An 18,173-nucleotide genomic window follows, 5' to 3' on the forward strand; every position below is an offset into this window, starting at 1 on the left:
GTGCCGACGTTAGTCGGCTTCCCATCGCTGCCAAAGACCTCAGCCGACTAACGTCGGCACTACGATGCCCGCCCATGAACTATTCAGCATGACAGGCTGCTGGGATACGTAACAATTTCTGCTTCCCTAAGCCTTCCGGCGAAGCATAGCCCCAACTACTCCGCATGGAGCACATGCACCAGATTGCGCCAAAAGCTATCCATCTGGCCTGGCACAAAGGGCAGGTAGAGCGAAACGCGGTCGAGCAGCCCATCGAAGCGGTCGCGCAAGGCGACCCCCAACGCCTCTGGTTCAGCTTCAACTGCAAACGTTGCCAGCATCTCGTCGCTGATCAGCTTGGACATGACATCCCATTGCTGCTTACTAGCCAACTGTGAGAGCTCCTCGCCTACCGCCTCCCAGCCGTGACAGGCAAGCACTGGGCGATAACTGGGCGTAGAGCCATAGAAAGCAATCTGATTACGTACAAAAGCGCGAAGCTTTTCACGGCTGGCCGCATCGCTCCCAGTAATCACAAAGGTACTACCGGCAACCACACAAGCAGCGGGATCACGTCCGGCCAGGGCCGCCCCAGCAGCAATCTGAGGCCGCAACACCTCGCGTAGATACTTCGCACTATTCAGCGGATGGGCATGGAAACCATTACAGACCTCACCAGCAAGCTGGGCAAGCCCCGCATTGACCCCAGCAAGATAGATGGGAATGTTGGGGTGGTCAATCCGACCCGGATTGAAGAAGGGGGTCATGAGGGTATGCTGATAAAACGGCCCCCGGTAGTTAAGCTGCCCATTGCCCTGCCAACAGGTCCAAATCGCCCGCAGCGCACCGATATAGTCGCGCATACGAGCCACAGGCTGATCAAAATCAGCACTAAAACGGCGTTCAATATGCGCCCGCACTTGGGTACCCAAACCAAGCACAAAACGCCCCTCGCAGAAGGACGCCAGATCCCACGCAACCTGGGCGGTAATCATCGGACTACGAGGGAACGCAATCGCCACCGCAGTACCAAGCGTAATCTTCTGGGTATGCTTGGCTGCCAAGACCAACGGGAGAAAGCCATTATGCCCCGTCTCGGGCGTCCAGAACGCGGCAAAACCCAGATCCTCTGCCCCACGCGCCAAGGAAGCAACCATACGCAGTGGGTTCGCATCTACCGGAACAGTGACATCAAGTAGCATGACAGAACTCACGTACTACAAATTCACGGAGTGCCCGTGCCGCCGGCGAAGCGACCCGGTCACCACGCCAAACCAAGCCCAAAGCGCGACACAGATTCTGATCAACGACGCGCAAGGGCACGAGATCATGCTGCCCCTGCACCGCAAGGCGCGGAACGAGAGCAATCCCAAGGCCCGCTGCGACAAAGCGCAGCAGGGTTTCGGTCTCACCACCAGCAAGCACAACCCGTGGCTTAAAGCCAGCCTGTTCACAGGCATGCAAGGTAGCCTCACGCAGTTCATAGTTGTTAGGCGAAAGCACCCATGGCTGATCCGCAAGATCGCTGAAGCGTACCGTCTCCTGTTGGGCGAAGGGATGACTCGACCAGACCACAACGATCATCTCTTCATTGAAGAGCGGTGCAACCGTCAGGTGGCTATCTTCCACCGGCAGGGTCACCACCGCAACATCAGTCAACCCAGTCTCAAGCAACTCAAGCAGCGTCTGAACGCCAGCCTCGTGCAGACGCAACTCGATCCCGGAGTAGTGTTGGTTAAACTTGGCAAGCAAGCGGGGCAAGAGCTGGCTGCCCACCGTAGGCGGTGCGCCAATGCTCACACGGCCTTTACGCAACCCAATCCGCTCGGCAATCTCGGCGCGGGCCGCTTCCACTTGGGACATCACCGCACGAGCATGGGGCAACAGCGCCTCACCCGCTTCTGTTAAGCGCACATTGCGCCCAACGCGATCAAAAAGCGGCAGACCCAACTCCTGCTCAAGCTGGCTAATCTGCTTACTGAGCGCAGGCTGGGCGATGTGTAATTCAGCAGCGGCCCGCGTCACATGGGAGTGGCGGGCAACCGCCTCAAAGTAGCGTAGATGTCGTAGTTCCATAATTTCCCATAGTATAGCATGCCATAGACTGAAGCGGATTACTACCCACAGAAGTAGGCGACATGTGGATATTTCGTAAAGACAATGGTTGAGATCCCCCTATTCAAGGTTTCAGAAACATGCTACAATAGGAGCGATAGAGGACACCACACTCGTCACATAGGGTGAGTATGCTGTGTGTCACATGGCACTTGTTTGCATTGGAAAAGGAGACCTTTATGGATGTTCTCGCCACGCTGCTACGCTATGGCTTTGTTGCCGCCCTAGCGCTGGAAGCGGGCTTGATTGGCTATGCCCTCGTTCGTTTAGCTCGTGAAAAAGCACGTCTCAGCGAGGTGCTTGCCTCCCAGGAGTAGCTTGTGGCCTATCGGATCCTGCATATCTCTGACCTTCATGCCGGGCCGCCGTTTGATCAGGCGGTTGCCGCTGTTTTGGTGCGTCAAGCACCCGCAATCCAGGCTGATCTCGTGGTCATTTCGGGCGATTTTGTCCAGCGGGCCGATTTTGTGGCTCAGTGGCGTGCGGCTCAGGCATTGCGCGAAGCGCTGCCAGGGCCACAGTTGGTTGTACCAGGCAACCATGACGTTCCGCTCTACAACCTGCTGCTCCGCTTCTTCAACCCGTTGGGACGCTATCGGCGCTATATTAGCAATGAGCTCAATCCCGTCTTTGAGTTGCCCGGCCTTGTGGTTGTTGGTGCCGTCACGGCACAAGGTCTGAGCTTCGAAAGTGGTTGGCTCGGGCGTCGTCAAGCAGCAACGTTGCAGCGCATCTTGAGCAGCTATGGCCCCGAAGTCTATAAACTGGTCGTTTGGCACCATCCGGTCATGAGCCCCACAGGGACGCGCAAGAATCGCATCATGCGCGGGAATAAGAAGGCCATTCGCTTGTTGGATGCCTGTGGCGTTGATATGCTCCTCTGTGGGCACTACCACGTCTCATGTGTTGGCACGACTCTTGATGTAGTGCGTGGTTTGGATCGTGGAACCATTATTTGCCAGAGTGGCACCACGACATCACAACGCGGCTATGGTCGCGAGCGTGGCAAGAATACATGTAACCTCATTGAAATCGGTGTTCAGACCGTAACTATCAAACCATTGCTCTTCAACCCACTGGTGGGTCGTTTTGAGCATACATCCGCCCATGTGTTTCCACGTCGCGTTGCTGCACCGTCGCCGTTGTCGGCTTCTGTGACACCGAAGTTGACCCCATTATGAGGCTTGAGGGAGAGTTTGGGCCGGGTCTGATCCTCCCTAGTCGTATGAACCATCAGACCTCAACGGGTGGTCAGCAATGCCACCAGGGAATAAACCAGATGAGTACAACATTAGCTTACGTACCTCCTATTGTGAGTGCTAGTCCAACCGCCGATGTCTTTGCTAGTGTCGCGCACATGCTTGCCGAAACCCTGCGCGTTGAGCCTCCCCCCTACCGGGCATGGGCGATGCCCGCCGAACGAGCTAAAATGCCAATTGGCAGCTATCTGCTCGGGCATGGCTATATCCGCCCCAATCAATTAGTGCAAGCCCTGAGTATTCAGCAGCAGGCCACGCCCGGTGAACAACGCATGCTGCTCGGTGACATTATGGTTGCCCGTGAGTTGATTAGCCCTCGTGTGCTGGCAACCATGTTGGCGGTGCAACTTATGGATCGCTTGGTTGATCCGACTCCCTTCCAACCGGTACGTTTGGGTGAGCATCTGGTTTCGCGTGGCTTGATCAAGCCGCGTCACCTCGCCGGTGTCCTCCAACTCCAATCTTGGCTTCGTTCGCAGGGCTATTCGGTGCAACTTGGCTCGTTGCTCGTGCAACAAAACCTCGTGCATATGCGCCATATCGAAGAGATTGTCGCCCAAGAGCGCAACCGTCCAGTTGAATGATGAGTACGCTGGCCCATACGTCCCTTTTGGTGCGTCAGATTGCAGCCCTGCGGGCCGCAATGGCTCATCCGACACCGCTTAAGGTCGAAGAGGTGCTGATTTTCCGCAATCTCGCTGGCCAGCCGATGCGACCCATGCAGCCCCCGCCGGGTGTCGCTCCGCGCACAGCAGCGGTTTTGCTCCTCTTTTATCCCCGTGACGATGAACTCTGGATACCGCTTACCCTCCGCTCTGCACGTCTCACGACCCACCGTGGCGAGGTTTCGCTGCCCGGTGGTGGCTGCGACCAACACGATGATGGGCCGGTAGCGACGGCACTGCGTGAGGCTTGGGAAGAACTTGCGATCAGTCCCGATTGTGTTGAGGTGCTGGGAACCCTGACCAGTTTCTATATTGCTCCGAGTAATAATTGTCTGACCCCGGTTGTTGGACTCAACCGGGGTCAGCCAACGATCCGTCCCGACCCGCATGAGGTCGAGGCGGCTTTTAGTGTTCCTTTACGTAGGTTGCTCGATCCCCAAACGGTTGCTGAAGAGGTTTGGGAGTTGCATGGCCAGCAGATGCGCGTGCCGTTCTTCCTGCTTGAGGGCCATAAGGTCTGGGGCGCTACTGCGCTGTTGTTGAGTGAACTGGTGGTACGCCTGCGCCGGGTAGGCTTGAGTGTGTAGGGGAAGGAAACAGGAAATAGGAAATAGGAAATAGGAAATAGGAAATAGGGCTGAGGCTTCAGAATGCCTTAGATGCATCAAGACGGTAAAGTTGCCTGAAACCATTCCTAGGAATACTCTAGTATGCAACATAATGAAGCCCCCGACGTGGCCGTTATCCTAGAACAACTCCGACATGAATTGCGGGCCCAACGGGCCGCCCAGGGTGAGGCCGATGCCTCGACCGCATTAGGGGCCATAGAGCGTGAGTTGCAGCATTGTGCTGAACAATTGGAAATTACCCGCGTGGTGAGTGCCCATTGGCCCCTCGAAGGGCGTACCCTCTACCAACGTGGCTGGGTGCTGATCAACAAGGTAGTACGGCGGGCGCTGCGTTGGTATATCAACCCAATTGTGGAGCAGCAGAATGCCTTTAATGCGGCTGCAGCCCGTTCGCTCCATCTGCTGATTGAGGCCCACGCTGATCTGCGCGATCAATTGGCCGAACTGCAACGCCGTGAACTGGCCCCCCCACCCCATGCCCCGCCTGACCCTGGCCAAGCCCGGCCCCACGATACGGCAACTGAACAGCTTCAAGCCTTGATTGAGCGTCAGGGCCGCGCTGAGGTGCGTGCGGCGCTGCCCGATTTGGGCTTGCGCCCATGGCCACTGCGCCTGCGTGAATTGGCCACAGTGACGGCCCATTGGCCTTTGGTTGGCACGACACCCTTGACCAAAGCGCGGGCGTTGGCCCAACGAGTCCTCCGCCAGTATCTGCGTTGGATGATCAACCCGATTGTGGAGCAGCAGAACGGGGCCAATGCCGCCATCCATGCTGCTCTCCCCCCGTTGCTGGCCGCCGATGGTGAACTGCGTGCCCGCCTTGCAGCCCTGCGTAGCCGCCGATGATCACGTTGGTATTGCCCTGGTTTGGCCCTGAGAGTGCCGGTGGGGCCGAAACACAAGCCCGTGCGTTGGCGCAATCCCTCCATGCGCTGGGCGTTCCAGTGCGGGTTTGGGCCAGCACGGGCCAAGATTCGTTTCAGCCGGGTGTGGCGGGCTGGCCCTATGGCACCCGCCCCTACTACCCACCCGGCCATAGTCTGGTTGATGGGGTGCCGGTCTGGCGCTTTCATGCTACCCGCGCTGATGCTCAGGGCTTGCCCCGCCTCTTTGCGTTGCGCCCCCAGCTTTGCCCCGACCTGAGCCAGTTTGCCTTGCATGAACTGCGGCTGCTCGGCTCGCTCTTGGGTAGCGATCAGCTCTATGCGGCGATCTTGGCGGCCCGCCATGATCCAGACAATCGCTTCATCTTTTTGCCCTACCCCTTCCCTACGACCTTTTGGGGCACCCTCCTGGCCCCAGCGCATAGCTATGTACTCGCCTGTCTGCACGATGAGCCCTATGCGCGCTATCGCACCTATCGCTTTATGCTGCACCAAGCCCGTGGCATGCTGGCCAATAGCCACCCCGAAGCCGCGCTGGCGCAACAACTCTATGGGCTGCCCGCCGAGCGCATAGTTGTCACTGGGGAAGGCATTGATCTGCATGCCCGTGGTGATGCTGCCCGCTTTCGCCAGCGTTACCACCTGGGCGATCAGCCTCTGCTGCTCTTTGCCGGGCGGCGTGATGCGAGCAAGAATCTGCCGCTGCTCTTGGCCTATCTGCGCGAGTACCAAGCCCGCCGCGGTGCCCCCTGCCGCCTCGCACTCATGGGTGCTGGAACGTTAAGCATGGAGGCTGCTGGCTATGCCAGCGCCCTTGAGCCGTGGGTGCTGGATTTGGGCTTCCTTGATGCCCAAACCAAGCAGGATGCCTATGCCGCCGCCGATATCTTTGTGCAGCCTTCGCTCCACGAGAGCTTTAGTATTGTCTTGATGGAGGCGTGGCTACAAGGCACTCCTGCGCTGGTACATGCTGATTGCGCTGTCACTGCCGACCACGCCCAACGCAGTGGTGGGGGGCTGGCTTGGCGTAGCTTTGGTGAATTTGCGGCGGCCCTCGATCTCCTTCTAGCCCACCCCGATCTGCGGTACAGCTTGGGCCAACGTGGGCGCGCCTATGTCTTAGCAACCTGCGATTGGGCTACGGTGGCCCGTCGCACGGCTGCGTTTGTGGGAAGTTGTTTGAAAAGCTAGTGGGCACACGTTGGAGTGCCGGCTAAAGCCGGCACACTCCAACGCCAGTTCACGCGTTGGAGTGCCGGCTTTAGCCGGCACACTCCAACGCCAGTTCACGCGTTGGAGTGCCGGCTTTAGCCGGCACACTCCAACGCCAGTTCACGCGTTGGAGTGCCGGCTTTAGCCGGCTGAAGCCGGCACTCCAACGCCAGTTCATGAACTTTTCAGACAGCCTCTGAGATAATCACATGATTAATCAAAAGCGCATAGTAATCTGCACCGCCCAAGTGCCCTTTGTGCGCGGTGGGGCCGAATACCTGGTTGAGGGGTTGCGCGATGCGCTGCGCGCAGCGGGACACCAGGTTGACGTGGTGGCCCTGCCCTTCCAGTGGGAGCCACTTGAACGCATTGCCGAGAGCGCCTTGAGTTGGCGGCTGCTTGACCTTACCCATGCCAACGGTGTCCCGGTTGATCTGGTGATTAGCACCAAGTTTCCTTCCTATCTGGTGCGTCACCCCAACAAGGTGGTCTGGCTTGTCCATCAGCATCGCCAAGCCTACGATTGGTATGGCACTCCCCTGAGCGATTTTGTGAATATCCCTGAGCATCGTCAGATCCGCGAGGCCATCTTTCGCATGGATCGGCTCGGTCTGGAGGAGTGCCAGGCGCGCTTTACGATTTCGCGCAATGTCAGCGAGCGGCTGCGGCGCTTTAATGGCCTCACGAGTACGCCCCTCTACCCGCCGAGTCGCTATGCAGATCAGTTGTGGGCGGGATCGTATGGCCCATATGTCTTCTCCTCCGCACGCCTTGATCGGGCCAAACGGCTCGATCTGTTGCTCCATGCTGCTGCACACATGCACCACCCAGTACCGATCTTCTTGGCCGGTAGTGGCCCTGAACGGGAACGATTAGAGCTATTGGCAAGCGAATTGGGCCTCACGACACGGGTACGCTTCTTGGGCTTTGTGAGCGACAGCGAGCTTTTGGAACTCTACGCCGGGGCGCGGGCGGTCTACTATGCGCCAGTGGACGAAGATTACGGCTTTGCCACCGTAGAAGCCTTTGGTGCCGCCCGTCCTGTGGTAACCACCCATGATGCGGGTGGTGTCTTAGAATTTGTGCTTGATGCAACCAATGGCTTCGTTTGCCCGCCTGAAGCCGCCCCCCTAGCCCAAGCCCTTGATCGCCTGTGCAGCGATGCTAGATTGGCCGAACGGCTCGGACGCGCCGGGCAGCCTTTGGTTGCCAGTATCAGTTGGGAGCGGGTTGTAGAAGGGCTTGTTGGGTAGAGGGAAGGATACAGAAACGAGAAAATAGAAAATAGGTTTGCGGCATCAGGATGGGCTGAATGCTGCCAAACTGCAAAGTAGCCTGAAACCATCCCAAAGGGAAGGATGGTTTCAGAAACGGCCTTTCAGCTTTACCGTTGGAGTGCCGACTTTAGTCGGCATCCAATGGCAACCTACGACCTCAGCCGACTAAAGTCGGCACTCCGTCGGAGGCCAAACTGTAAAGTAGCCTGAAACCATCCCTAAAGGAAAGATACCTCACATGTCAATTGTCATTGTCGGCGGTGGTGCCATTGGGCTGCAAATGGCAGGGCGGCTCACCTTGGGCGGGGTGCCGTGTATGCTGCTCGGACGAGGGGCGGGGACACGGGCGTTGGCGACGAGTCCCTTGACGCTTACGTTGTCCGATGGGCCACATACGGCCCATGTGCGGGCGGCAGCGTCACTTGAGGAGTTGCCAGTGAGCTATCGGCGTCCCGCCTTGGCCATCCTCTGCGTGAAGAGCTACGATACGCGGGGCGCCCTAGCGACACTGCGGGCACTTGAGCCGGAGTATGTCCTGAGTTTGCAAAACGGGCTCGGCAATGAAGAGCAGTTGGTGGCTGAATTTGGAGCGCAACGGGTTCTCGCCGGAGTGATTACCACCTCGGTTGAAATGCGCTCGGATACATGGATCGTCATCACCAAAACGGGTGGCATCGCCTTGGCCCCTCTTGAACACAGTACCACACTGAACCCTTGGGTAGCGGCCTTGCGCGAAGCGGGCTTTCCGGTGCGCTGCTATGCCGACTACCGGGCGCTCAAGTGGTCGAAGGCACTGATCAACATGTTTGGCAATGCACAGGCCGCGATTCTCGATCTGCCGGTTCACCAGATTTATGCCGATCCCCGTTTGGTTGACCTGGATCTGCGTGCTGCCCGTGAGACCCTGGGGGTTATGCGTGATCTGGGAGTGCGACCACTCGATCTGTATGCCTACCCGGCGGCAACTCTGGCGACACTTGAACGTTTTGCCCCTGAAGCGGTGCTGCGGGCCATCCTCCGGCGCATGGTGGGCCAGGGGCGGGGTGGCAAAGAACCCTCATTGCTGCGCGATCTGCGGGCTGCCATGCCCGCCTCGGAGGGCGAACACCTCTATGGTGCGGTTGCATCCACCGCAGCAGCACGCGGCATCATCACCCCCGTCAACGCAGCGCTCTGGCGCATCCTTGGAGGGATTGTACGCGGCGAATTGGCCTGGGACGACTATCGCGGCCAACCGGAGCGGCTCTTGGCTGAGGTGTGGGGGCAATGATAGTAGACAACTTGCGAGGATGCGAAGACGCGAGGACGCGAAGCCCGCGCCGCTTCGCCTCACGCATCCTCGCAAGATGGTAAAGCGACCTTCCACCGCCTCCTAACGCCAATGCTTCGCCTGGTAGCCCAGCCAGCCCAAGGCGGCAGGGTCGTCGCGCCAATTGGGACGGACTTTGACCCAGAGCTCTAGGTAGATTTTGCGCCCTAGCATGCGTTCAATCTCGAAGCGTGCGGCGGAGCCGATCTTTTTGAGCATGCTGCCATGCGCCCCGATAATGATCGCTTTCTGCCCATCCCGCTCGACGGTGATGGTCATACGGATGAAGGTGGCTGGTTCGCGCTCTTCCCATTCGTCTACGCCGACTGCAACGGCATGGGGGACTTCGTGTTGGGTATGGAAGAGCACCTTTTCGCGCACAAATTCGGCAGCGATCTGCTGCTCACTCTGGTCGGTGATGCGCTCATCGGGGTAGAGGGCCGGGCCAATGGGCAGGCGGGTAACAATCGCATCGAGCAGCGCAGTGAGGCCAAGACGACGGCGCGCCGAAATGGCCAACTCTTCGTCCCATGGCCCGAGGGCGTGGTAGGCTTCGAGGTAGTTATGGCCACCTCTCGGCTTTATGTCAACTTTGTTAAGGATGAGCAGCCGGTGGCCACGGGCCCGTTGCACCTGTTGAGCAATCTGGCGATCCAACTCGCTGGGCGGCTGGCTCAGATCAACCATAAAGCCGATGACATCGGCATTGGGCAGGCTCAATTCGGCCAGATCAACCATGAGCCGCCCCAAGGCATGGCTCGGCTGATGGATTCCCGGCGTATCCACAAAGACAATCTGGACATCAGGGCGGCTCAGGATGCCCCGCGTTGGCACGCGGGTTGTCTGGGGCCGTGGCGAGACAATTGACACCTTTTGCCCTAAGAGGGCGTTCAGCAAGGTACTCTTACCCACATTTGGTTTGCCTACGAGGGCTACAAAGCCGGAGCGCAGCGTAGGGGGAGGAACACTAGGCGCTTCAACCGCAACGTCAGGCGCTTCCGCTTCATCTTCCTCCTGCTCTGTAGGCTGGGTAAAGACCACCGGGCCATCGCCGCGATCAGCCTCTGTGCTGTCCAGGGCAACCATATGGGGCTGTAGGCGGGCCAGGCGTGCGGGGGTACGCAACTCGGCGGGCAGGGCCAATTCAAGACCCAAAACGGTATCATTGGCGTCCAGGTCGAGCATAGCGGTCGCTTCCAGCGCCACCCGCTGAACATACACTTCATGGTCGAGCATAATACTCAACTGCCCCGAAGCCATATCAAGGCGCTGGTAGTCACCTGCGAGGGCCAACTCAAGATTAGCAAGGGTCAATTCATCATCGAGGGCCACTTGGCAGCCCACAATGGCCCCGTGGCTATCGAGCAGCAGGTGGGCAGGATACTCAAGGCTGGCCTCAACCTGGCCAGCCTCAAGCTCAGTAAAATAGACATAGATTGTTCCCGCTTCGGGATCGTGGGAAAAGGTAAGCATAGGCAAAGCTTTCTAAACATCTCCCTGTTGACCGCGCTTAAGCGGAATTTGGGCATGGAGGCGATCATTATCATCTTCATGGAGCAGCGAGACTTCGATCTGGTCGGCATCTACGTGGGGGAGGTAGCGCGAGAGCACCTCAGCCAACTCGACCTTCATCTGCTCAATGAGTTCAGGGGTAAGCTTATAGCGATCATCAACGAGTACCATCATGAGGCGCTTCTTCGCGGTCTCGGCACTACGCTCGCGGCGACCCCCAAAGAATTCGCGGAAAAAGCTCATACTAGGGTCCTTTCGCTACGAGCGACGGCGGCCAAACATCCCCAGGAAGCGATCCAAGACCCCTGGTTGGTCGGTGAGATCAAGGAAAGGCACGGTTTCGCCATTGAGGCGGCGGCCAATATTGAGGAATGCACGCCCAGCCAACGAGGTCTGATCATAGACAGCGGCTTCACCACGATTGGTCGAGGTGACAATCGTCTCATCATCAGGCACAATCCCAAGCAGATCTATGGCCAGCAATTCAAGCACATCTTCAACGGAGAGCATCTCGCCGCGGCTAACCAGGCGGGGCTTAATGCGGTTCACAATCAGGCGGGGGGTGCCCTTTTCGGCGGCTTCAACGAGGCCAACGATACGGTCGGCATCACGCACAGCAGAGACTTCGGGGGTCGTAACAATGACCACCTCATCGGCACCAGCAATGGCATTACGGAAGCCGCCCTCGATACCTGCGGGGCTATCAATCAAGACAAAATCAAAATCGGAGCGCAATTGGGCCAGCAGATCGATCATCTGATCGGGGCTTACAGCGTCCTTATCGCGGGTCTGTGCGGCTGGCAGCAGACAGAGTTCCGGTAGGCGTTTATCTTTAATCAGGGCTTGACGCAGGCGGCAGCGGCCTTCGACCACATCAACAATATCGTAGACAATCCGATTCTCGAGGCCCATCACGACATCGAGGTTACGCAGGCCAATATCGGCATCAATCACAGCCACGCGGGCCCCGCGCATTGCCAAGGCAGTACCGAGATTTGCTGTGGTTGTCGTCTTACCGACGCCGCCTTTGCCAGAGGTGATAGTGATCGCGCGCGCCATTCTCGACTCCTGTTAGCGGACGGGCCTACCGCACCGCTACTTCTTGAATGCCTCCCAGGACTCGACAACAATCTGGGCTCCCGCGATACGGGCAACTTCAGGGCGATGCGGACCTGCCTCTTGCGGGGTTGTGGCGAACTGTTCGGCGATACGGATTTGGGTTGGGCGAAGTTCCATTGCACAAACGATAGCGTCAACATTGCCCAAGGCCCCCGCGTGGACAAAGCCGCGCAAGCGCCCCCAGACGACAACACTACCCCCAGCGATCAACTCGCCGCCGGGGTTAACGTCACCAATCAGGGTGATATGACCACTATGGCGTAGGACTTGGCCTGAGCGCACGGTACGGATCAGCAGTAGGGCTTCTGCGTCGGGGCTAACTTGGGGGCTTGAGTCGGGGTAGCGCGGCAAGGGGCGGGCAGTTACACCAGCCGTGCGTGCAGCATTACGGGTTTCGCGGGCCCCAGCACTCAACGCTTCCGCCACCACACCGTGGTGTTGCAACAGGTTCAAAAGATGGGTCAACTGCTCGGTCGTCAGCGTCCGTTCGCCCACATCCAACGCAAGACTCGCCCCATTGAAGAAGGCTTGGTTCTGATTGAGTTGCTGTTCCAATTGTTCAAGCAACAGCCCCCACTCAGCACTATCGTCGAAGCGTATTCGCAGGCCATCACGGCCACCTTTGATACTCATCAGGTCGCTCATGACCTATGTGCCTAATTAGAACGAGATTTATGACTGAATTATAGCATAGCCATGGCTTGGGCTTGCGGGTAGGCCTAAACCCACTACCTTTCAAATAAGCTCGCGCAAAGCCGCAAAGCCGCAAAGGTTTGGCGCTCATATGCAAAAAACTTTGCGCCCTTGCGCCTTTGCGTCAAGAAACCCGTCGTATTTGCAAAGTATTGCGTCTAAACCGTCGTATCTGGCGCACCGGCAAAGAGATCCGCGACCACCAGATTGAGCTCTGGCAGACAGGCAAAACTGAGTTGCGCCTGCTCATCGAAGGTCTCTGCGCCAGCATAGCGCCCGACGCTCTCAAGGCGGTAGTAGGCGAGCGAGCGGGTCATCGGGTCAACAATTGCATACTCAGGCACACCCGCGTGGGCATAGGCCCTCAGTTTCACCTGGGTATCGTAGATGACATTGTTGGGCGAAAGAATCTCGATGATCAGGTCGGGCACCCCACGAATACGCCGATCACGGATAATGCCCGCATTAGCCTGGCGCACAAAGACAAAATCGGGTTGCACGGGATCGCAACCAGGAATCAGGAGGCCAATTGGGGCGGTGAAGGCGTACCCAAGCCCCTGCAACTTCGCTGGAAGCGCGAGGTGCTGGACAAGCGAAAGAATAATCCATTGATGAAAATTGCTCGGCGCGGTGGTCATGTAGAGTACCCCTTGAATCACTTCGTAGATCTGCCCATTATCCGGCAAGCCCTCCCAATCCGCATAGGTCCAACGGCCTTGCGGTGGCCCCAAGACGGTTGGCGCATCGGTGGGCAAGACAAGGGTACGCATCATGGTGCTTTCCTTTATTGTGTAACAGAATAAAGAACAAGAGAACAGAGAACAAAAGAACAGAATCAAGGTGCTGGGACGTGGGTCTTCATGGGTACACAGAAAACGGTTTCATTGCCGCAAAAGAACGCAAAGGCACGCACAAAAGCTGCGGTGCCTTCGCCCCTCTCCCACAACGTGGGAGAGGGGTAGGGGGTGAGGGCCATCTAGGGCATCCTAAAGCCCTATTGTCAAATGAACTCGCACGGGTAACTGTTCAGCGTTGGGGTAAGACATCCGCCCGGGAGCGCGGGCCTCCGGCCCGCATGCGGGCGGGACGCCCGCGCTCCCAAGGGTCGGAGGATGCGCGGGAACCTAGTGTTCACACGCATCTTTTGGGCTATTGCGCTCGCCCCTCCAGCACGTCAAGCCCGTAGAGGGCGTACTGGTTTTGCGGATTGAGGGCCAGCACATTTTCTAAGGCGGTGCGTTGGTCTTCGACATCATCAACTGCACCACTGAGCCAGAGCCAGGCATCTTCGTTGTTTTCGTCCATTTCGACGAGGCGCAGCAGCAACTCGCGGGCCCGTTCAGTCTGGCCCTGTTGCAGCGCCAGTGCCCCTTCGTAGAGCAGTTCAGCCATCTGGTCTTGCATGAGCAACTCCTTGTATACCAATTACCATTGAACATGCCGCATGCCTAATGACATTCAAGCGCATTGATATGTCATGTCCGGCTATCAGCTATCGGCTATCGGCTATCGGATTTGGTATTAGGTTACCGTACTCGGCTTGGGGGTACTGCCGCCGGTACCACGGCGCTTCACATCGTAGTATTGCCAGATCCAGACCGCGCTGAAGATAGTAATGCCAACAAGGTCGGTCAGCAGGTTGGGCCAGAAGCAGAGGAAGGTACCAAAGGCCGCAATGATCCATTCAAGCCATGTCGTTTGGCGCACGAGGTAGAACATCGAAACCGCCGAGAAGGCGATGGTACCTAAGGTTGCTGAGAACCATGCCACGGCCACTTCGGCCCAAACCACATCAACAAGGGGGCGACCTGTCTCACCCACCATCAGGATGGCCGGACTGAAGGCGAAGAGGAGTGGCATGATGTAGAGCAGTTTCGCAAATTTGAACGCAGTCCAGCCCGTTTTCCATGGATCGGCCCCGGCGATGGCTGCACCTGCATAGGCAGCCACACAGACGGGCGGCGTGATGTTGCTGTCTTGACTGAACCAGTAGACAATCATGTGGGCGGCGATCAGTGCGACCCCCAGTTCTTGGAGTGCAGGTACGGTAATGACGGCAACAATCAGATAGGCAGCGGTAACGGGCACGCCCATGCCGAGCAGCAGCGAGGCGAAGCCGATCAGCATCACCGCAATGAAGAGGTTACCACCACTCAGGCTAATGATAATGTTCGCAAAGCGTCCACCCACACCCGTGGCGTAGATACTGCCGACAATAATCCCGATCACCCCCACGGTTGCGCCAATCACCAAGGTATCGCGCACACCCTGTTGCAACGCCGCGATGCATGTCTTGCTCACACGCCAAGCACTGCGCCCAATAGCATTGATCAAACTGCCGCCCAACGTCTGGGGTTCGCGGAGGTCTTCGGCATTCTCCTTGGTCGTAAACATCAGCGGGATACACGAGAGTAAGGCCCAGACCGCCGCGAAGCCAGGTGAGTAGCCAATGATCAACATGCCAATGATGATCAGCAGTGGGGTTGCGAGATACCATTCATCGCGCACAATCTCGAAGGCCGAGCGACCCGCTTCAATCCCACGCAGCCCATACTTCTTGGCCTCAAAGTGTACCATGGTGAGGACGGAGGTAAAGTAGAGGATTGCGGGCACAATCGAGACCATCAGAATCGTCGCATAGGGAATCCCGGTCAATTCCGCCATCACAAACGCCCCCGCGCCCATCACGGGGGGCATAAAGGCACCGCCAATCGAGGCGGAGGGTTCAATCGCACCGGCCACATGGGGCCGAAAGCCGGAGCGCTTCATCAGCGGAATCGTAAAGGTGCCAGTACTGACCGTATTAGCAATGGCGCTACCGGAAATAGAGCCAAAGAGCGACGACGAAATCACCGAAACCTTCGCTGGCCCGCCGGTACTACGGCCCGCAATAGCCAGCGGCAGGTCAATAAAGAAGCGACTCGCGCCTGATGCCTTAAGGAAGGCCCCAAAAAAGATGAAGAGGATGACATAGCTGACCAAAACATTGGCCATAATGCCAAAGACCCCTTCTTGATCGAAAAAGAGTACCGTAGCCACCCGCTCCCACGACTGACCACGATGGGCGAACGCCTCCAAGAAGGTGCCGCGCAGCATGTAGCCATAGTGCAGGTAGAGCAGAAAAAAGAGGCCGACAAAGGTCATTGACCAGCCCAAAACGCGGCGAGCAATCTCAATCGAGATCGCAAGGCCAATCACACCCACCAAGAAGTCGGTTTCGTTGTAGTTGCCAGCGCGAAACTGGAGCGCCCGAAAGTTTTGAATATAGTAATTGACCACATAGATGGTCGCCCCCATCAAGACAAAATCAAACAAACTTGGAGCATTCTTGGGGGCAAGAATGTTGCGTACTGGTTTGGGTAGGTATGTAATTAAATGATAAATCGAAAGCTTGGGAAGAAACTCAAAAAAGAGATCAACTGGCCTTCTTAATGGTGCAGGTAAATAGCGGGCGACATAGCGAACAAGACGGCCAACTAAACGGCTAATAGGATCAAGTTGCAGCCGCGCCGGATAGAGGATCAGAATCAGCAAGAAGGTGATCATCACATAGACACCACGCTGATACTGGACTTGGGCCGGCAGAGTAATGGCGGTATAAATATAAAAAAGCGCCATACCAACCGACAACAACCCAACAATAAAAGCCCAGAAGCGGTTAAGCGTGCGCGTAGAGCCCTCTTCTTGTTCGATCAGTTCTTTGAGGCGGGCCTTCGTCTTCTCATCAGTGGGCTCAGCGCCAAGGGGGTGCGGTTGGCTGGCCATGCGCTACTCCTTCTCACCATTGAGTGTTTGTGAATTCTGAACAAAAAGAGTTGTTAGGGATGGTTTCATTCCACTTTACCGTTTGCGCCATAGGTAGTGCCGACTTTAGTCGGCTGAGGTCGCCGACAACCTCTGGATGCCGACTAAAGTCGGCACTACGACGGTAAAGCTACAAGCGCCTTTTTGAAACCATCCCTAACAACAAGATTCTTTGGGAGAGGCGCAGCCTCCCCCAACCCCCGCAGGGGCAACACCTACCGCAACTCATCCGGAATCGTCACACCCTGCTCTTCCCAGAAGCGCACCGCGCCGGGGTGGAGCTGATTGGCGATCCCAGTGATGCCCACTTCAAGGCCCATCTCCTGAGCCGAGGCGTGGGTGGCGACCATGCGATCCAAGCCGCCATCGAGGAAGACGGCCCGCAGCGCATTGTAGACAACATCCTCGGGCACGTCGGTGTGGGCAACCCAGAGGGCGGTGTCCTGGAAGCTCGGCACATCCTCGGGGTTGCCGGGGTAGGCACCGCCGTCGAGGGCGCGGAAGGAGTAGAAGGGATACGCCTCGAAGAAGCCGCCCTCAACCCCAGGGTTGTAGACATCAATCAGACGAATGTCGGTGTAGGTCGAAGCCTCAGTCACCGACGCATTGGGGAAGCCAGCCAGAATCCAGAAGCCATCAAGCTGACCATCGCCCATGGCCGCTGCGGCCTGCGAGTAGCCCAGGTACTCCACATTGACCTGATCCATTAGGCCCATGTGGTTGAAGTAGCGCTCAGCCGAGAGGGCCGCACCCGAACCGGCGTTGCCCAAAGCAATGCGCTTACCCGGCAGATCGGCCACCGTCTCGATCCCACTCGCCCGGCTCACCACCAAGTGGATCACACCACCATAGAGCGGTGCAACCGGCATCACGTTGGTGTACTGGTTGGCATCCTCAGGCAGCAAACCCTCGGCACCGAGCGAGACATCGCCCGCATAGACGATACCAAACTGGCGGTCGCCCGAGTTGACGCTGCGCAGATTCTCAGCCGAACCACCCGTACCCTCAGCAGTTAGGTCCACATTGGGCACAGCCGCGTTGATGATCAGCGAAAGCGCCTCGGCATAGACCTGGAAGACACCGCCGACCGGGCCGCCACCGAAGGCATAGTAGAGCATCGGACCATCAGCGGGATCCGCCGGGGCTGCGGGCTCTTCAGCGTCATCGGTAACATCAGCGTCATCAGTGGCTTCAGCGTCATCAGTGGCTTCAGCGTCATCAGTGGCGTCTGGTTCAGTCACGTCCTCGGCCTCAGCGGGGGGGGCGGGGGGCGCAGCGGCGGGCTGGGTGCCACCACCACACGCCGCCAGCATGGCGGTCACCAACAGGACGATCAGTAGCGTGAACCAATGCGAACGGGGGAACCTGTGTCTCATTCCTAACCTCCTTGTGCTAACAAGGCCGTGCAACAACGCACGACTGGTACGAAAAGGCGCAATTCATTGCACCGGATCGCCGAATAGGGAGTATACGTATCCACTCCGTGGGTGTCAAGTTACATAGGACATAAGGGGGGGGGCGTGGCGACTTTACAGTTTGGCCTCCGACGGAGTGCCGACTTTAGTCGGCTGAGGTCGCCGACAACCTCTGGATTCCGACTAATGGTCTTCCAGTAAATAATCCGCTAACCAGACCTCGCAAATCTGGCATATCTATCAGGTCTAGCCCGTGCCGCGACACCGGATTAATTTCTGGAACACCATAAGTCGGCACTCC

Annotated in this window: 18 protein-coding genes; 8 read left to right on the top strand and 10 right to left on the bottom strand. The window is 57.7% G+C overall.

All coding sequences use genetic code 11. The features are described 5' to 3' along the window. Positions 1-155 precede the first annotated feature (155 nt). Positions 156-1,181, bottom strand: coding sequence for a TIGR03617 family F420-dependent LLM class oxidoreductase (locus tag CJ255_RS16780; RefSeq protein ID WP_097645252.1), 1,026 nt, complete (start codon positions 1,179-1,181; stop codon positions 156-158). Continuing rightward, the gene (locus CJ255_RS16785; RefSeq protein ID WP_097645253.1) at positions 1,171-2,055 is read right to left on the bottom strand and encodes a LysR family transcriptional regulator; all 885 of its coding nucleotides are present in this window, start codon (positions 2,053-2,055) and stop codon (positions 1,171-1,173) included. Before CJ255_RS16785 ends, CJ255_RS16780 begins: the two co-directional genes overlap by 11 nt. A gap of 218 nt (positions 2,056-2,273) precedes the next feature. On the opposite strand from CJ255_RS16785, the gene CJ255_RS23690 reads away from it, so the two are divergent. From CJ255_RS23690 to CJ255_RS16820, 8 genes are all read left to right on the top strand, one after another. Then, entirely contained in the window at positions 2,274-2,411 is a 138-nt protein-coding gene (locus CJ255_RS23690; protein WP_165774772.1) for a hypothetical protein, read from the top strand. Between the two features lie 3 nt (positions 2,412-2,414). Beyond that, positions 2,415-3,275 carry a metallophosphoesterase family protein gene (locus CJ255_RS16790; protein ID WP_097645254.1) on the top strand — a complete coding sequence of 287 codons (861 nt, stop codon included), beginning with the start codon at positions 2,415-2,417 and terminating at the stop codon, positions 3,273-3,275. A 98-nt stretch (positions 3,276-3,373) separates the two neighbouring features. After that, positions 3,374-3,937 (top strand): hypothetical protein, encoded by a 564-nt coding sequence (locus tag CJ255_RS16795; RefSeq protein ID WP_097645255.1) that lies wholly within the window; start codon positions 3,374-3,376, stop codon positions 3,935-3,937. Further along, complete coding sequence (locus tag CJ255_RS16800) at positions 3,934-4,605, top strand: NUDIX hydrolase (protein WP_245863512.1); 672 nt, start codon at positions 3,934-3,936, stop codon at positions 4,603-4,605. Before CJ255_RS16795 ends, CJ255_RS16800 begins: the two co-directional genes overlap by 4 nt. A 123-nt stretch (positions 4,606-4,728) precedes the next feature. After that, positions 4,729-5,493 carry a hypothetical protein gene (locus CJ255_RS16805; RefSeq protein WP_097645256.1) on the top strand — a complete coding sequence of 255 codons (765 nt, stop codon included), beginning with the start codon at positions 4,729-4,731 and terminating at the stop codon, positions 5,491-5,493. Next, entirely contained in the window at positions 5,490-6,722 is a 1,233-nt protein-coding gene (locus tag CJ255_RS16810) for a glycosyltransferase family 4 protein (RefSeq protein ID WP_097645257.1), read from the top strand. The genes CJ255_RS16805 and CJ255_RS16810 overlap by 4 nt, the downstream gene beginning before the upstream one ends. Positions 6,723-6,952: 230 nt before the next feature. Further along, positions 6,953-7,996: a glycosyltransferase family 4 protein gene (locus tag CJ255_RS16815; protein ID WP_097645258.1), complete on the top strand. Its 1,044-nt coding sequence runs from the start codon at positions 6,953-6,955 to the stop codon at positions 7,994-7,996. Between the two features lie 262 nt (positions 7,997-8,258). Beyond that, positions 8,259-9,290 (top strand): ketopantoate reductase family protein, encoded by a 1,032-nt coding sequence (locus CJ255_RS16820; RefSeq protein WP_097645259.1) that lies wholly within the window; start codon positions 8,259-8,261, stop codon positions 9,288-9,290. Between the two features lie 102 nt (positions 9,291-9,392). On the opposite strand, the gene era is transcribed toward CJ255_RS16820, so the two are convergent. The 8 genes from era to CJ255_RS16860 all read right to left on the bottom strand — a co-directional run bounded on the left by era (position 9,393) and on the right by CJ255_RS16860 (position 17,833). Further along, positions 9,393-10,802, bottom strand: coding sequence for a GTPase Era (gene era, locus CJ255_RS16825; protein WP_097645260.1), 1,410 nt, complete (start codon positions 10,800-10,802; stop codon positions 9,393-9,395). Between the two features lie 12 nt (positions 10,803-10,814). Beyond that, on the bottom strand, positions 10,815-11,084 hold the full coding sequence (gene minE / locus CJ255_RS16830) for a cell division topological specificity factor MinE (RefSeq protein ID WP_097645261.1): 270 nt from the start codon (positions 11,082-11,084) through the stop codon (positions 10,815-10,817). Positions 11,085-11,099: 15 nt separating this feature from the next. Next, positions 11,100-11,900 carry a septum site-determining protein MinD gene (gene minD, locus CJ255_RS16835; RefSeq protein WP_097645262.1) on the bottom strand — a complete coding sequence of 267 codons (801 nt, stop codon included), beginning with the start codon at positions 11,898-11,900 and terminating at the stop codon, positions 11,100-11,102. A gap of 36 nt (positions 11,901-11,936) precedes the next feature. Beyond that, the gene (gene minC / locus CJ255_RS16840) at positions 11,937-12,605 is read right to left on the bottom strand and encodes a septum site-determining protein MinC (RefSeq protein WP_097645263.1); all 669 of its coding nucleotides are present in this window, start codon (positions 12,603-12,605) and stop codon (positions 11,937-11,939) included. Between the two features lie 206 nt (positions 12,606-12,811). After that, positions 12,812-13,426 carry a Uma2 family endonuclease gene (locus CJ255_RS16845; RefSeq protein ID WP_320410737.1) on the bottom strand — a complete coding sequence of 205 codons (615 nt, stop codon included), beginning with the start codon at positions 13,424-13,426 and terminating at the stop codon, positions 12,812-12,814. A gap of 376 nt (positions 13,427-13,802) precedes the next feature. After that, entirely contained in the window at positions 13,803-14,057 is a 255-nt protein-coding gene (locus tag CJ255_RS16850; RefSeq protein WP_097645264.1) for a hypothetical protein, read from the bottom strand. Positions 14,058-14,174: 117 nt separating this feature from the next. Beyond that, positions 14,175-16,418, bottom strand: coding sequence for a TRAP transporter permease (locus CJ255_RS16855; protein ID WP_097645265.1), 2,244 nt, complete (start codon positions 16,416-16,418; stop codon positions 14,175-14,177). Between the two features lie 254 nt (positions 16,419-16,672). Beyond that, positions 16,673-17,833, bottom strand: coding sequence for a TAXI family TRAP transporter solute-binding subunit (locus tag CJ255_RS16860; protein ID WP_245863515.1), 1,161 nt, complete (start codon positions 17,831-17,833; stop codon positions 16,673-16,675). Positions 17,834-18,173: the final 340 nt, after the last annotated feature.

It is taken from the genome of Candidatus Viridilinea mediisalina (assembly GCF_002532535.1).
GTDB lineage: Bacteria > Chloroflexota > Chloroflexia > Chloroflexales > Chloroflexaceae > Viridilinea > Viridilinea mediisalina.

Bases quoted from the DNA above. Each gene is read 5' to 3' on its own strand.
- CJ255_RS16780 (WP_097645252.1), bottom strand. From the start codon at position 1,181: ATGCTACTTGATGTCACTGTTCCGGTAGATGCGAACCCACTGCGTATG.
- CJ255_RS16785 (WP_097645253.1), bottom strand. From the start codon at position 2,055: ATGGAACTACGACATCTACGCTACTTTGAGGCGGTTGCCCGCCACTCC.
- CJ255_RS23690 (WP_165774772.1), top strand. From the start codon at position 2,274: ATGGATGTTCTCGCCACGCTGCTACGCTATGGCTTTGTTGCCGCCCTA.
- CJ255_RS16795 (WP_097645255.1), top strand. From the start codon at position 3,374: ATGAGTACAACATTAGCTTACGTACCTCCTATTGTGAGTGCTAGTCCA.
- CJ255_RS16800 (WP_245863512.1), top strand. From the start codon at position 3,934: ATGATGAGTACGCTGGCCCATACGTCCCTTTTGGTGCGTCAGATTGCA.
- CJ255_RS16805 (WP_097645256.1), top strand. From the start codon at position 4,729: ATGCAACATAATGAAGCCCCCGACGTGGCCGTTATCCTAGAACAACTC.
- CJ255_RS16810 (WP_097645257.1), top strand. From the start codon at position 5,490: ATGATCACGTTGGTATTGCCCTGGTTTGGCCCTGAGAGTGCCGGTGGG.
- CJ255_RS16815 (WP_097645258.1), top strand. From the start codon at position 6,953: ATGATTAATCAAAAGCGCATAGTAATCTGCACCGCCCAAGTGCCCTTT.
- CJ255_RS16820 (WP_097645259.1), top strand. From the start codon at position 8,259: ATGTCAATTGTCATTGTCGGCGGTGGTGCCATTGGGCTGCAAATGGCA.
- era (WP_097645260.1), bottom strand. From the start codon at position 10,802: ATGCTTACCTTTTCCCACGATCCCGAAGCGGGAACAATCTATGTCTAT.
- minE (WP_097645261.1), bottom strand. From the start codon at position 11,084: ATGAGCTTTTTCCGCGAATTCTTTGGGGGTCGCCGCGAGCGTAGTGCC.
- minD (WP_097645262.1), bottom strand. From the start codon at position 11,900: ATGGCGCGCGCGATCACTATCACCTCTGGCAAAGGCGGCGTCGGTAAG.
- minC (WP_097645263.1), bottom strand. From the start codon at position 12,605: ATGAGCGACCTGATGAGTATCAAAGGTGGCCGTGATGGCCTGCGAATA.
- CJ255_RS16845 (WP_320410737.1), bottom strand. From the start codon at position 13,426: ATGATGCGTACCCTTGTCTTGCCCACCGATGCGCCAACCGTCTTGGGG.
- CJ255_RS16850 (WP_097645264.1), bottom strand. From the start codon at position 14,057: ATGCAAGACCAGATGGCTGAACTGCTCTACGAAGGGGCACTGGCGCTG.
- CJ255_RS16855 (WP_097645265.1), bottom strand. From the start codon at position 16,418: ATGGCCAGCCAACCGCACCCCCTTGGCGCTGAGCCCACTGATGAGAAG.
- CJ255_RS16860 (WP_245863515.1), bottom strand. From the start codon at position 17,833: ATGAGACACAGGTTCCCCCGTTCGCATTGGTTCACGCTACTGATCGTC.